The organism is Streptomyces pallidus (ex Mingjun et al. 2026), from assembly GCF_051550185.1.
In the GTDB taxonomy this organism is placed as follows: domain Bacteria; phylum Actinomycetota; class Actinomycetes; order Streptomycetales; family Streptomycetaceae; genus Streptomyces.
This window is the reverse complement of record NZ_CP196182.1, coordinates 401315-416840: the sequence shown is the minus strand read 5'-3', so window position 1 is coordinate 416840 and position 15526 is coordinate 401315. Positions and strand designations below refer to the sequence as shown.

Here is a 15526-nt window from a genome sequence, read left to right as displayed (position 1 = left end):
CCCGGTGGCCCGGGCGGCAGTTTGCGGGCAGTCCCCGCGCGGGCCCGGTCCGCGCGGGGACGGTGGACCGTCCGGTCGAGGCCCGGCGCTACCGCCGGGCGGGTCGCAGCCGCCGGTCCAGTACGGCGCCTATGGCGCGCAGCGGGCCGGGGTCGGTCATCTCGGCGTGCTGGCAGTCGACGTCGACCTCTTCGATCCGGCCGTGGACGTACGGGGCCCAGGCCGCGGCGGCGCCGAGTGGTGCGGGCGTGCCGGTGGCGTTGAAGAAGAGCACGTCCCCTCCGAACGGCCGTTCCGGCACGTGGCGCAGGCGGACGTCCAGGTTGGCGACCGTCGCTTCGACGACCGCGGCGGCCTGGGGTCCGTCGAGCTCGCCCAGCCCCGGGGCCCGGCCGTGCACGAGCCGGGCGATCTCCCGGACGTCCGGCGGGCCGTCGGCGCACCGCAGGGGCGTGTCGGCCGCCGCTTCGCCCAGCAGGCCGTGGAGGACGTCCGTTCCGGTCGTGGGCCGCGGCTCGAAGCCGTCGGGCAGGGGGTAGGCGTCGAGCAGGGCGAGCAGGGCCACCTCCTCGCCGAGCTGCTCCAGCCGCGTGGCGACCTCGTGGGCGACGATGCCGCCGAAGGACCAGCCCAGCAGGTGGTACGGGCCGTGCGGCTGGACGGTGCGGATCGACGCGAGGTAGTCGTCCGCCATCTCCGGCACGGAGGCGGGCCGGTGGTGCGGCTCGGTCAGGAGCCGCGCCTGCAGTCCGATGATCGGCCTGTCCTCGCCGATGTGGCGGAGCAGGCCGGCGTACCCCCAGCTGATGCCGGAGACGGGGTGGATGCAGAACAGCGGTGCCGCGCCTGCCGGGCCCGCTGCCGCCGCCCGGATGGGCAGGACGGCGTCGAACGGGTTGGCGTTGCCGCCCGAGCCGAGGGCGATGCGCTCGGCGAGCAGTGCGGGCGTCGGGTGCTGGAAGAGGTCCCGAATGGTCAGCTTCGTGTCCCAGATGCTGCGGATCCGACCGATCAGCCGGGTGGCGAGGAGGGAGTGGCCGCCGCGGTGGAAGAAGTTGTCGTCTATGGTCGCGGCGGGCAGGTGGAGGGTGTCGGCGTAGAGGCTGCAGAGGATCTCCTCGGCCGGGTTGCGGGGCGCTCGGCCGGTGGTGGGGTGGTGGTGCGGGTCCGGGGCGGGCAGCGCCCGGCGGTCGAGCTTGCCGTTGGTGGTGAGGGGCAGCGCCTCCAGCGCGACGTACGCGGACGGCAGCATGTACTCGGGGAGGGACGCCGCGGTGTGGCGGCGCACGTGCTCCATGTCGATGGATCGGCCGGCGGCGGGGACGAGGTAGGCGACGAGCCGCTTGTCCCCGGGCCGGTCCTCGCGGACGGTCACCGCGGCCTGGGCGACGGCCGGGTCGGCCAGGAGCACGGTCTCGATCTCACCGGGTTCGATGCGGAAGCCGCGGAGTTTGACCTGCTGGTCGGCGCGGCCGAGGTATTCGAGGTGGCCGTCGCGGTTCCAGCGGGCCAGGTCACCGGTGCGGTACATGCGGCTGCCGGCCGGACCGTACGGGTTCGCCGTGAAACGCTCCGCGGTCAGGGCCGGGCGGCCGATGTACCCGTGCGCCAGGCCGTGCCCGGCCAGGTACAACTCGCCGGGGGCGTTCGGAGGCAGCAGTTCGAGATTCGGCCCGAGCACGTACGCGTGCTTGCCCGCCACCGGCCGCCCGACGGGCACGCTCACCCCCGGAGCCGCCCCGGTCAGCGTGAACGTGGTGGTGAACCCCATGCTCTCGGCCGGACCGTAACCGTTGACCAGGTGCAGGCCGGGGTGCGCGGACAGCGCCCTGGTGGTGTGCGTGGGCGAGGCCGCTTCGCCGGCGGTCATGGCTTCGCGGACGGTGCCGAACACCTGCGGGTGCTCGTCGAGCATGTGGTTGAACAGGCTCGCCGACATCTGCAAGGTCGTGATCCCGTGCTCCTCGACCAGCTCGGCGATCTGATGCGGGTCCGTGTGCTGCCCCGGCTGCAACACGCACGTGCCGCCGTGCAGCAGCGGCCCGAACACCTCCAACGCGAAGGCGTCCCACGAGATCGGCGAGCACTGCAAATAGCTCTGCTGCGGCCCGAAGTGCAGGTAGTCCGGCCCCAGGAACGTGGACGACAGCGCCCGGTGAGAAGCCGCAACACCCTTCGGAGTACCAGTGGACCCGGAGGTGAACATCACGCACGCGATGCCCTCGGGATGCCCGCACGTCTCGACCGCCGCCCCGGACGTGGCACCGATCGCGGCCGCCCGCGCGGTGACGTCCACGACCCGCGCGGCACCCGACTCCAACAGCGGAAGGTGCGACTGCGTGACGAGCACAACGGGATCGGTCTGCGCCACGACCCCGCCCAACCGGTCCGCCGGGAACTGCGCATCCAAAAGCGTGTAACCGGCCCCCGCCTTCAACACCGCGAGCAGCGCAGCGACCAGCACCGGCGAACGCTCCAGATGGACCGCGACCAGACTGCCGGGCCGCACCCCCTCCGCAGCGAGGTACCGCGCCAGCCGGTTGGACCACACGTCCAGCTCCGCATACGTGATCCGCTGCTCCTCGAACACCAACGCCACCGCATCCGGAACCGCAGCCGCCACACCCGTGAACAGCTGGTCCAGCGACAGCAGCGGAGCCGTCGTCTCCGGGCCCGCCCAGGCTTCGAGCAGCCCGCGCTCCTCGTCCCCCAGCACTGCGAGTGCGCTCGTGGGGACGTCCGGCGACGCGACCGCCGCGCCGAGGATCCTCAGCAGCCGCTCGGCAGCGGCCTGCACGGTGCCGGCGTCGTAGAGGTCGGTGGCGTACTCGACGGTGACGTCGAAGCCCGCGGGCCGACCGTCCGCGGTGTGGTGCTCCTCGAAGCCGAAGGTCAGGTCGAACTTGGCGATGCGCAGCTCGGGGATCACGTGGGCCGTGTCGAGGCCGCCGAGCGCAGGACCGTCACCGAGGGACTGGCCGACGGTGAGCATGACCTGGAAGAGGGGGTGGCGTGAGGCGGACCGCTCGGGGTTGAGGGCCTCGACGAGCCGGTCGAAGGGCACGTCCTGGTGCGCCCACGCCGCCAGGTCGGTCTCGCGGACGCGCCGGAGGAGTTCCCGGAACGTGGGGTCGCCGCCGGTGTCGGTGCGCAGGACGAGCGTGTTGACGAAGAAGCCGATCAGGTCGTCCAGGGCCTGGTCGGCGCGCCCGGCGACGGGCGAGCCGATCGCGATGTCGGTGCCGGCCCCGGAGCGGGTGAGCAGGACGGCCACGGCCGCCTGCGCCACCATGAAGAACGTGGTCCCGGTCTCCCGGGCGAGGCCGGTGAGCGCCTGGTGCACCTCGGCCGGGCAGGAGACGGAGTGGGTGGCGCCGCGGTAGGAGGCGACCGCCGGCCGGGGCCGGTCCGCGGCCAGCGACACCTCGTCCGGAAGCCCGGCCAGCGCCGCCTTCCAGTGGTCGAGCTGCGACGCCAGCACACTGCCGGGGGCGTCCGCGTCACCGAGCAGCTCCCGCTGCCAGAGGGTGTAGTCGGCGTACTGCACGGGCAGCGGCTCCCAGGCGGGGGCGTTGCCGTCGGCGCGGGCCGCGTACGCCGCCCCCAGGTCCCGCATCAGCGGGGCGTTCGACCAGCCGTCCGAGGCGATGTGGTGCACGACCAGCAGCAGCACGTGCTCCTGCACCCCCAGCTCGAACAGCACACCCCGCAGGGGCAGTTCGCGGTCCAGGGCGAACGGCTCGCCCGCGTGCTCGGTGACCGCCGCCGCGAGGGTCTCCTCGGTGGCACCGAGCACGGAGAGGGCGACCTCGGCCGTGTCGGCGGGGACCACCTGCTGACAGGGCTCGCCCTCCTCGACCGGATACCGCGTACGCAGGACCTCGTGCCGTCCGACGACATCGGCCAGAGCAGCACGCAGTGCGCCCGCGTCCAGGGGCCCGGTCAGCCGTACGGCCATCGGGATGTTGTACGTCGCCGACGGCCCCTCCAGCTGGTCCAGGAACCACAACCGCTGCTGCGCCGGCGACAGCGGCAGGCGCTCCGGCCGCTCCCCCGCCACCAGCGCAGGACGGGCGACGTCGCCGTGGCCGGCCGCGATGCGCTCGGCCAGCGCCGCCACCGTCGGGTACTGGAACACGTCCCGTACCAGCAGCCGCACCCCGAAGGCGTCCCGCACCTTGGAAATGAGCCGGGTGGCGAGGAGGGAGTGGCCGCCGCGGTGGAAGAAGTTGTCGTCGATGGTCGCGGCGGGCAGGTGGAGGGTGTCGGCGTAGAGGCTGCAGAGGATTTCCTCGGCCGGGTTGCGGGGCGCTCGGCCGGACGCGGCGAGGTGGTCGAAGTCCGGCTGCGGCAGCGCCCGGCGGTCGAGCTTGCCGTTGACCGTCAGCGGCAGGGCGTCCAGGACGACGTACGCCGCCGGCACCATGTAGTCGGGCAGGACCGCGGAGGCGTGCGCGCGCAGCCCGGCGACGTCGACGCGGGCCCCTTCGACCGGCGTCACGTAGCCGATCAGGCACTTCTCACCCGGCCTGGCCTCGCCCAGGACCACCGCCGCCTGCGCCACCGAGGCGTGCCGGCACAGGACCGTCTCGATCTCGCCGGGTTCGATGCGGAAGCCGCGGAGCTTGAGCTGCTGGTCGGCGCGGCCGAGGTATTCGAGGTGGCCGTCGCGGTTCCAGCGGGCCAGGTCACCGGTGCGGTACATGCGGCTGCCGGCCGGACCGTACGGGTTCGCCGTGAAACGCTCCGCGGTCAGGGCCGGGCGGCCGATGTACCCGTGCGCCAGGCCGTGACCGGCCAGGTACAACTCGCCGGGGGCGTTCGGAGGCAGCAGTTCGAGATTCGGCCCGAGCACGTACGCGTGCTTGCCCGCCACCGGCCGCCCGACGGGCACGCTCACCCCCGGAGCCGCCCCGGTCAGCGTGAACGTGGTGGTGAACCCCATGCTCTCGGCCGGACCGTAACCGTTGACCAGGTGCAGGCCGGGATGGTCCTCCAGGACACGGCTCGTGTGGGTCGGCGAGGCCGCTTCGCCCGCGGTCATGGCTTCGCGGACGGTGCCGAACACGTGCGGGTGCTCGTCGAGCATGTGGTTGAACAGGCTCGCCGACATCTGCAAGGTCGTGATCCCGTGCTCCTCGACCAGCTCGGCGATCTGATGCGGGTCCGTGTGCTGCCCCGGCTGCAACACGCACGTGCCACCGTGCAGCAGCGGCCCGAACACCTCCAACGCGAAGGCGTCCCACGAGATCGGCGAGCACTGCAAATAGCTCTGCTGCGGCCCGAAGTGCAGGTAGTCCGGCCCCAGGAACGTGGACGACAGCGCCCGGTGAGAAGCCGCAACACCCTTCGGAGTACCAGTGGACCCGGAGGTGAACATCACGCACGCGATGCCCTCGGGATGCCCGCACGTCTCGACCGCCGCCCCGGACGTGGCACCGATCGCAGCCGCCCGCGCGGTGACGTCCACGACCCGCGCGGCACCCGACTCCAACAGCGGAAGGTGCGACTGCGTGACGAGCACAACGGGATCGGTCTGCGCCACGACCCCGCCCAACCGGTCCGCCGGGAACTGCGCATCCAAAAGCGTGTAACCGGCCCCCGCCTTCAACACCGCGAGCAGCGCAGCGACCAGCACCGGCGAACGCTCCAGATGGACCGCGACCAGACTGCCGGGCCGCACCCCCTCCGCAGCGAGGTACCGCGCCAGCCGGTTGGACCACACGTCCAGCTCCGCATACGTGATCCGCTGCTCCTCGAACACCAACGCCACCGCATCCGGAACCGCAGCCGCCACACCCGTGAACAGCTGGTCCAGCGACAGCAGCGGAGCCGTCGTCTCCGGGCCCGCCCAGGCTTCGAGCAGCCCGCGCTCCTCGTCCCCCAGCACTGCGAGTTCACCGGCGGGCAGGTCGGGTGCGGCAGCCGCCGCCCCGAGCAGTCGCACCAGCCGCTCGACGGCAGCCTGCACGGTGCCGGCGTCGTAGAGGTCGGTGGCGTACTCGACGGTGACGTCGAAGCCCGCGGGCCGACCGTCCGCGGTGCGGTGCTCCTCGAAGCCGAAGGTCAGGTCGAACTTGGCGATGCGCAGCTCCGGCAGGACGAACTCGGTGCGCAGATCGCCCAGTTCGGGTCCGCCGCCGAGGGACTGGCCGACGGTCAGCATGACCTGGAAGAGGGGGTGGCGGGAGGCCGACCGCTCCGGGTTGAGCGCCTCGACGAGCCGGTCGAAGGGCACGTCCTCGTTCGCCCACGCCGCCAGGTCGGTGTCACGGACGCGCCGGAGGAGTTCCCGGAACGTCGGATCGCCCCCGGTGTCGGTGCGCAGGACGAGCGTGTTGACGAAGAAGCCGATCAGGTCGTCCAGGGCCTCGTCCGCCCGCCCCGTGACGGGCGAGCCGATCGCGATGTCCGTACCGGCCCCGGAACGGGTGAGGAGTGCGGCCACGGCCGCCTGCGCCACCATGAAGAACGTCGTCCCCGTCTCGCGCGCCAGGGCGGCCAGCGCCTCGTGCACCTCGGCCGGGCAGGAGACGGAGTGGGTCGCTCCGCGGAACGAGGCGACCACCGGCCGCGGCCGGTCCGCGGGCAGCGACACCTCGTCCGGGGCGTCGGCCAGCGCCGCCTTCCAGAAGTCCAGTTGTGCCGCCAGCACGCTGTCCGGGTCGTCGGCGTCGCCGAGCACCTCGCGCTGCCACAGCGTGTAGTCGGCGTACTGGATCTCCAGGGGCTCCCAGTCGGGCGCACCGCCCTTGCTGCGGGCGGCGTAGGCGGTGCCCAGGTCGCGCATCAGCGGGGTGTTGGAACCGCCGTCCGAGGCGATGTGGTGCATGACCAGCAGCAGCACGTGCTCCTGCGGTCCGAGCTCCAGCAGGGCGGCCCGGACGGGCAGTTCGCCGGAGAGGTCGAAGGCGGCCCCGGCCAGCTCGGCCAGGGTGGCCTGGAGGGTGTCCTCGGTCGCCGGGAGCACGGGCAGCGCGAGGTCGGTCTCGTGCGCTGCCAGGACCTGCTGGTGCGGGGTGCCGTCCACGGCGGGGAACACCGTCCGCAGCGCCTCGTGCCGGCCGACGACATCGGCCAGTGCGCCGTGCAGTGCGCTGCGGTCGAGGTGGCCGGTCAGCCGTATCGCCAGGGAGATGTTGTACGTCGCCGACGGCCCCTCCATCTGGTCCAGGAACCAGAGCCGCTGCTGGGCGTGGGACAAGGGGATCACTTGGCTGCTCCCATCCGGCGCATCGGCCGAAGCTTGGGTCGGGCGCCGCCGGCGCCGTCGACCTTGTCGACCAGGGTGGCCACTGTCGGGTTCTCGAAGAGGGTGCCGACCGCGAGGCCGGCTCCCATGACGCTGTTGATCCGGCGTACGAGCCGGGTGGCGAGCAGGGAGTGCCCGCCCAGGTGGAAGAAGTTGTCGTCGATGGACACCGCGGGGCGGCCGAGTGCTTCCGCGAAGAGGTCGCAGAGCTTGGCCTCGCCGGGACTGCGGGGCGGCCGGCCCTGGCCGGTGTCCTCGTCGGACGGTTCCGGCGCCGGGAGTGCCCGGCGGTCGAGTTTGCCGTTCGCGGTCCACGGCAGGGCGTCCAGGACGACGTAGGCCGTCGGGGCCATGTAGTCGGGGAGGGCCGCGGAGGCGTGCGCGCGCAGCCCGGCGACGTCGACGCGGGCCCCTTCGGCCGGGGTCACGTAGCCGATGAGGCACTTGTCGCCGGGCCGGACCTCGCCGAGGACCACCGCCGCCTGCGCGACCGAGGCGTGCCGGCACAGGACCGTCTCGACCTCGCCGGGTTCGATGCGGAAGCCGCGGAGTTTGACCTGCTGGTCGGCACGGCCGAGGAACTCGATCTCCCCGCGGTGGTTCCAGCGGGCGAGGTCTCCGGTGCGGTACATGCGGCTGCCGGGCGGGCCGTAGGGGTCGGCGGTGAACCGTTCGGCGGTGAGTGCGGGGCGGTTGAGGTAGCCGGCGGCGAGGCCGGCGCCCGCCAGGTAGAGCTCGCCCGGGGTCAGGGGTGGTACGAGGCGCATGGCGTCGTCCAGGACGTACAGCCGGGTGTTGTCCAGTGCGGTGCCGATCGGCAGGGCGCCCGGGTAGTCGAGGGGCCTGCGGACCGCGTGCGCGGCGGCCATGACGGTGGCCTCGGTGGGGCCGTAGCCGTTGAGCACGGTGGTGTCGGGGCAGTGCTCCTGGATGCGTCGGACCGCCTCCACCGACACCACGTCGCCGCCGGTCAGCACGGTCCGTACGCCGGCGAGGGCCTCCGGCTCCTCCTCGGCCACCATCTGCAGCAGTCCTGCCGCGAGGACGAGTCCGGTGACCCGTCCTTCCGAGAGCACCCGGCCCAGCGCGGTCGCGTCGAGCAGTCCGGGCGGCGCGATGACGAGGGTGCCGCCGGCCAGCAGGGGCATCCACAGTTCGAACGTCGACGCGTCGAAGGCCATCGGTGAGTGCAGCAGCATGCGGGCGCGCGATGCGGGCGGGAACGGCGCGTCGGCGGCCAGGTCGGTGATGTTGCGGTGGGTGACCGCGACGCCCTTGGGGACTCCGGTCGAGCCGGAGGTGAACATCGCGTAGGCGGGCTGGTCGGGGTGGACGGCGGGCAGCGGGCCGGACCGGCCGACCGTGCCGCCCGCGGCGTCCGTGCCGTCCGTGCCGTCGGCGATGTCGGCCGCGCCGGCGACCGGGATCGTGCGGGCGTGCTCGGGGAGGTCCAGCGCCGTGAGGGGGCGGTCGGTGAGGAAGACTCCGGCCTTCGACTCCCGGATGATCAGGTTGATGCGGTCGGTGGGGTAGCGGACGTCCAACGGGACGTAGACCGCGCCGGCCTTCACGACCGCGAGGGTCGCGACGACGGCCTCCGGGGAGCGTTCGTTGTAGAGGACCACGGGGTCCCCCGGGCGGACACCCGCGTCGCGGAGCCGGTGGGCCAGCCGGTCGGCGCAGGCGTCCAACTCGGCGTAGGTGAGGCTCCGTTCTCCCGTCACGAGGGCCTGGGCGTCCGGGGTGCGGGCGGCCTGCGCGGCGAACGCCCCGGGCAGGGAGGTGCCGGTGCGGGGGGTGCGGGCGCCGTTCCAGGTGTCGAGCAGCCGCCGGCGTTCCTCGTCGCCCAGCATGTCGAGCTCGCCGGCGGGCAGGTCCGGGGCGGCGGCGGCCGCCCCTAGCAGCCGGACCAGGCGGGCCAGGGCGGCCTCCACGGTACGGGCGTCGTAGAGGTCGGTGGCGTACTCCGCGTGCACGTCGAAGCCGACGGGACCGCCGGTCGGGCCGTGGTGCTCCCGGAAGGTGAAGGTGAGGTCGAACTTGGCGATCGCCAGCGGTATGAACTCCGACTCGGCGGTCAGACCCGGCAGGTCCGGAACGGGCACGCCCGCGTCCGTGACCGAGAGCATGACCTGGGCCAGGGGGTGGCGGGAGGCGGACCGCTCGGGGTTGAGGGCCTCGACGAGCCGGTCGAAGGGCACGTCCTGGTGCGCCCACGCCGCCAGGTCGGTCTCGCGGACGCGCCGGAGGAGTTCCCGGAACGTCGGATCGCCGCCGGTGTCGGTGCGCAGGACGAGCGTGTTGACGAAGAAGCCGATCAGGTCGTCCAGGGCCTGGTCGGCGCGCCCGGCGACGGGCGAGCCGATCGCGATGTCGGTGCCGGCCCCGGAGCGGGTGAGCAGGACGGCCACGGCCGCCTGCGCCACCATGAAGAACGTCGTGCCGGTCTCCCGGGCGAGGGCGGTGAGCGCCTGGTGCACCTCGGCCGGGCAGGAGACGGAGTGGGTGGCGCCGCGGTAGGAGGCGACCGCCGGCCGGGGCCGGTCCGCGGGCAGCGACACCTCGTCCGGAAGCCCGGCCAGCGCCGCCTTCCAGTGGTCGAGCTGCGACGCCAGCACACTGCCGGGGGCGTCCGCGTCACCGAGCAGCTCCCGCTGCCAGAGGGTGTAGTCGGCGTACTGCACGGGCAGCGGCTCCCAGGCGGGGGCGTTGCCGTCGGCGCGGGCCGCGTACGCCGCCCCCAGGTCCCGCATCAGCGGGGCGTTCGACCAGCCGTCCGAGGCGATGTGGTGCACGACCAGCAGCAGCACGTGCTCCTGCGGTCCGAGCTCCAGCAGGGTGGCCCGGACGGGCAGTTCGCGGGAGAGGTCGAAGACGGCCCCGGCCAGGGCGGCCGTCGTCGACCGGAGGGTGCCCTCGACCGCCGGGAGCACGGGCAGCGCGACGTCGACCTGCTCCGCCGGAAGCACCTTCTGGTACGGGGTGCCGTCCGCGGCGGGGAACACCGTCCGCAGCGCCTCGTGCCGGCCCACCACATCGGCGAGGGCCCCGCGCAGTGCGTCGTGGTCGAGGGAGCCGGTCAGCCTGACGGCCATCGGGATGTTGTACGTCGCCGACGGGCCCTCCAGCTGGTCGAGGAACCACAACCGCTGCTGGGCCGCGGACAACGGCATGCGCTCCGGCCGGGCCGCGGCGACCAGGGCGGGGCGGGTGCCCGCCCCCTGGTCGGCCGCGATGCGCTCGGCGAGGGCCGCGACCGTCGGGTGTTGGAAGAGGTCCCGGACCAGTACCTGCGCCCCGAAGGCGTCGCGCACCTTGGCCACGAGCCGGGTGGCGAGGAGGGAGTGTCCGCCGAGGCGGAAGAAGTCGTCGTCGACGGAGACGGCGGGCAGGCCCAGGGCCTCGGCGAACAGGGTGCAGAGCACCTCCTCGGCGGGCGTCCGCGGGGCACGGCTGCCTTCCGTGCTGCCGGGCAGCGTCGGGGCGGGCAGGGCCCGCCGGTCGAGCTTGCCGTTGGCCGTCAGAGGGAGGGCCTCCAGTGCGACGAACGCGGCCGGCAGCATGTACTCCGCCAGCGCCGATCCGGCGTACCGGCGCAGCCCGTCCGGGTCGATCCCGCACCCGTCGGCGGGGACGAGGTAGGCGACGAGCCGCTTGTCGCCGGGCCGGTCCTCGCGGACGACGACGGCGGCCCGGGCGACGGACGGGTCCGCGAGCAGCACCGTCTCGATCTCGCCGAGCTCGATGCGGAAACCGCGGAGCTTGACCTGCTGGTCGGCGCGGCCGAGGAACTCGATCTCCCCGTGGACGTTCCACCGGGCCAGGTCACCCGTCCGGTACATCCGGCTGCCCGCCGGCCCGAACGGATCCGCGACGAAGCGCTCGGCGGTGAGGGCCGGGCGGCCGAGGTAGCCCTCCGCGAGGTGCGACCCCGCGACGTAGAGCTCACCGGTGACACCCGGCACCGCGGGCTGCAGCCGGTCGTCGAGGACGTACATCGCGGTGTTGGCCATCGGGATGCCCAGATGGAGGCGCTCGACCTGCCGCACGTCCGCCGTGAACGCCTGGTAGCTGCAGAAGACCGTCGCCTCGGTCGGACCGTAGGCGTGCACCACCGTCGTGTCCGGGCACTGCTCCAGCACCGCCCGCAGCGCCGTCCCGGACAGCACGTCACCGCCCGTCCAGATCTCCTCCAACCGACCCAGACTCTCCATCGACTCCTGCGCCATCGCATCGAACAGCGCCGTCGTGAAGTACGCCGCCGTCACGCCGTGCCGGACGATCGCCTCACCCACCTCCCCGAGGTCGACCTTCACCGCGGGCAGGACCACCGCAAGACCACCGCTCAACAACGGAACCCACAGCTCGTACGTCGACGAGTCGAACGCCAACGGCGAATACGCCAACACCCGACGGTGACGCCCACTCGCCCACCACGGATCCAGCGCCAGCTCCACCACGTTCCGGTGCGTGTTCACCACACCCTTCGGCGTCCCGCTCGACCCCGACGTGTACATCACGTACGCCGCCTGGTCGGGCGGGACGGCGACCGTCGTCCCCGGGGCGTCGCTCTGCAGCAGTTCCGCGACGGTCGGGACGGGCAGGACGTCCAGCCCGGCGGCGAAGCCGGCGGCCGGTGCTCCGGCGGCCGGGTCGGTGAGCAGGAGGGCGGCCCCCGTGTCCCGGAGGATCCAGGCGAGCCGCTCCTGCGGCTGGCGCGCGTCCAGGGGGACGTACGTGCCGCCCGCCTTCAGGACGCCCAGCATGGCGACGACGTACTCCAGGGAGCGGTTCAGGAACAGGCCCACCGCGTCGCCGGGCGTGACGCCCAGTCCTGTGAGGCGGTACGCCATGGCGTCGGCCGCCGTCAGGAGTTGGCGGTAGGTCAGCTCGGTGTCCCCGCAGACGAGGGCGACGGCGTCGGGTGTGCGGGCCGCCTGCGCCGCGAACAGCTCCGGCAGGGAGCCGACGGGCAGGCGGGACCCCGTGCTGTTGTACGCGACGAGGAGTTCGCTGCGCTCGGCCTCCGTGAGCAGGTCGATCCGGCCGATGGGGGCCTCGGGGTCGGCGACGGCCGCGCCGAGGATCCGGGCGAGGCGCTCGGCGGCGGCCTGCACGGTGCGGGCGTCGTAGAGGTCGGTGGCGTACTCGACGGTGATGCCGAGCCCGCCGGGGCGGCCGTCGGGGGTCCGGTGTTCGTGGAAGTTCACCGTGAGGTCGAACTTGGCGGTGCCCAGCGGAAGCTGGTCCGTCCGCGCCTGCACCCCGGGCAGGGCGGGCGCCGGGTTGACGGCGTCGGCGACGGTGAGCACGACCTGGAAGAGGGGGTGGCGGGAGGCGGACCGCTCGGGGTTGAGGGCCTCGACGAGCCGGTCGAAGGGCACGTCCTGGTGCGCCCACGCCGCCAGGTCGGTCTCGCGGACGCGCCGGAGGAGTTCCCGGAACGTGGGGTCGCCGCCGGTGTCGGTGCGCAGGACGAGCGTGTTGACGAAGAAGCCGATCAGGTCGTCCAGGGCCTGGTCGGCGCGCCCGGCGACGGGCGAGCCGATCGCGATGTCGGTGCCGGCCCCGGAGCGGGTGAGGAGTGCGGCCACGGCCGCCTGCGCCACCATGAAGAACGTGGTCCCGGTCTCCCGGGCGAGGGCGGTGAGCGCCTGGTGCACCTCGGCCGGGCAGGAGACGGAGTGGGTGGCGCCGCGGTAGGAGGCGACCGCCGGCCGGGGCCGGTCCGCGGGCAGCGACACCTCGTCCGGGAGCCCGGCCAGCGCCTCGCGCCAGAACCCGATCTGCCGCTCCCCGTCGACCGCGAGGAGTTCCTGCTGCCAGAGGGTGTAGTCGGCGTACTGCACGGGCAGCGGCTCCCAGGCGGGGGCGTTGCCGTCGGCGCGGGCCGCGTACGCCGCCCCCAGGTCCCGCATCAGCGGGGCGTTCGACCAGCCGTCCGAGGCGATGTGGTGCACGACCAGCAGCAGCACGTGCTCCTGCGGTCCGAGCTCCAGCAGGGTGGCCCGGACGGGCAGTTCGCGGTCCAGGGCGAACGGCTCGCCCGCGTGCTCGGTGACCGCCGCCGCGAGGGTCTCCTCGGTGGCACCGAGCACGGAGAGGGCGACCTCGGCCCGGTCGGCGGGGACCACCTGCTGACAGGGCTCACCCTCCTCGACCGGATACCGCGTACGCAGGACCTCGTGCCGCCCGACGACATCGGCCAGAGCAGCACGCAGTGCGCCCGCGTCCAGGGGCCCGGTCAGCCGCACGGCCATCGGGATGTTGTACGTCGCCGACGGCCCCTCCAGCTGGTCCAGGAACCACAACCGCTGCTGCGCCGGCGACAGCGGCAGGCGCTCCGGCCGCTCCCCCGCCACCAGCGCGGGACGGTCCTCCGGGGCGGCGCCGCCGGTGAGCCGGCCCGCGAGCAGGGCGGGCGTCGGGTACTGGAAGAAGTCCCGCAGCGACAGCCGGGTGCCGAGCGCCGTGCGGATGCGGCCGACCAGGCGGGTGGCGAGGAGGGAGTGGCCGCCGAGGCGGAAGAAGTCGTCGTCGACGGCGACGGCGGGCAGGCCCAGGGCCTCGGCGAACAGGGTGCAGAGCACCTCCTCGGCGGGCGTCCGCGGGGCACGGCTGCCTTCCGTGCTGCCGGGCAGCGTCGGGGCGGGCAGGGCCCGCCGGTCGAGCTTGCCGTTGGGCGTGAGGGGAAGCGCGTCGAGTGCGACGTAGGCGGACGGCAGCATGTACTCGGGGAGGGCGGCCGCGGCGTGGCGGCCGAGGTCGTCGGTGTCGACCGGCCGGCCGGTGGCGGGGACGAGGTAGGCGACGAGCCGCTTGTCGCCGGGCCGGTCCTCGCGGACGACGACGGCGGCCCGGGCGACGGACGGGTCCGCGAGCAGCACCGTCTCGATCTCGCCGAGCTCGATGCGGAAACCGCGGAGCTTGACCTGCTGGTCGGCGCGGCCGAGGAACTCGATCTCCCCGTGGACGTTCCACCGGGCCAGGTCACCCGTCCGGTACATCCGGCTGCCCGCCGGCCCGAACGGATCCGCGACGAAGCGCTCCGCCGTCAGGGCAGGACGGCCGAGGTAGCCCTCCGCGAGGTGCGAGCCCGCGACGTAGAGCTCGCCCGGGATCCCGGGCGGAGTCGGACGGAGCCGGTCGTCGAGGACGTACATCGCGGTGTTGGCCATCGGGATGCCCAGATGGAGGCGCTCGACCTGCCGCACGTCCGCCGTGAACGCCTGGTAGCTGCAGAAGACCGTCGCCTCGGTCGGACCGTAGGCGTGCACCACCGTCGTGTCCGGGCACTGCTCCAGCACCGCCCGCAGCGCCGTCCCGGACAGCACGTCACCGCCCGTCCAGATCTCCTCCAACCGACCCAGACTCTCCATCGACTCCTGCGCCATCGCATCGAACAGCGCCGTCGTGAAGTACGCCGCCGTCACGCCGTGCCGGACGATCGCCTCACCCACCTCCCCGAGGTCGACCTTCACCGCGGGCAGGACCACCGCAAGACCACCGCTCAACAACGGAACCCACAGCTCGTACGTCGACGAGTCGAACGCCAACGGCGAATACGCCAACACCCGACGGTGACGCCCACTCGCCCACCACGGATCCAGCGCCAGCTCCACCACGTTCCGGTGCGTGTTCACCACACCCTTCGGCGTCCCGCTCGACCCCGACGTGTACATCACGTACGCCGCCTGGTCGGGCGGGACCGGCAGCCGCAGCGGGTCGGTCTCCTCGTACTCCGTGACGGTCTGCTCGCCCACCCGGATGACGGGCAGCTCCCCGGCGAACTCGGCCCCGCCCGGGGAGCGGTCGGTGAGCAGGAGGGCGGCCTGCGTGTCCCGGAGGATCCAGGCGAGCCGCTCCTGCGGCTGGCGCGCGTCCAGGGGGACGAACGTGCCGCCCGCCTTCAGGACGGCGAGCATGGCGGCGACGTACGCGAAGGAGCGGTCCTGGAAGAGTGCGACCTTGTCCCCGGGGCGTACGCCGGCGTCGACGAGCCGTCGGGCGAGCGCGTCGGACGCCCCGTCCAGCTGCCGGTAGGTCAGCTCCTGCTCCCCGCAGACCAGGGCGACGGCCTGAGGTGACCTGGCCGCCTGGGCGGTGAACAACTCGTGCAGCGGAAGCTGGGGGAGGGCCACCGCGGTGCTGTTGTACCCGTCGATGTCGACCGGGTGGGCCTGACCGGCCTGCTGCTGGGGCATCTCGACACACCATTCTCGAAGGTTCGGGGCTGCACCGGGGCGCGCGGCCCGTCGGGGCCGCGGCGGCCGG

General features: G+C 73.5%; 2 protein-coding genes. Both read right to left on the bottom strand.

Translation table 11 applies throughout. The features are described from left to right. Positions 1-88: 88 nt before the first annotated feature. Positions 89-7213: an amino acid adenylation domain-containing protein gene (locus ACSHWO_RS36630; RefSeq protein WP_438319606.1), complete on the bottom strand. Its 7125-nt coding sequence runs from the start codon at positions 7211-7213 to the stop codon at positions 89-91. Beyond that, positions 7210-15456: an amino acid adenylation domain-containing protein gene (locus ACSHWO_RS36625; RefSeq protein WP_438319605.1), complete on the bottom strand. Its 8247-nt coding sequence runs from the start codon at positions 15454-15456 to the stop codon at positions 7210-7212. The genes ACSHWO_RS36630 and ACSHWO_RS36625 overlap by 4 nt, the downstream gene beginning before the upstream one ends. Positions 15457-15526 lie beyond the last annotated feature (70 nt).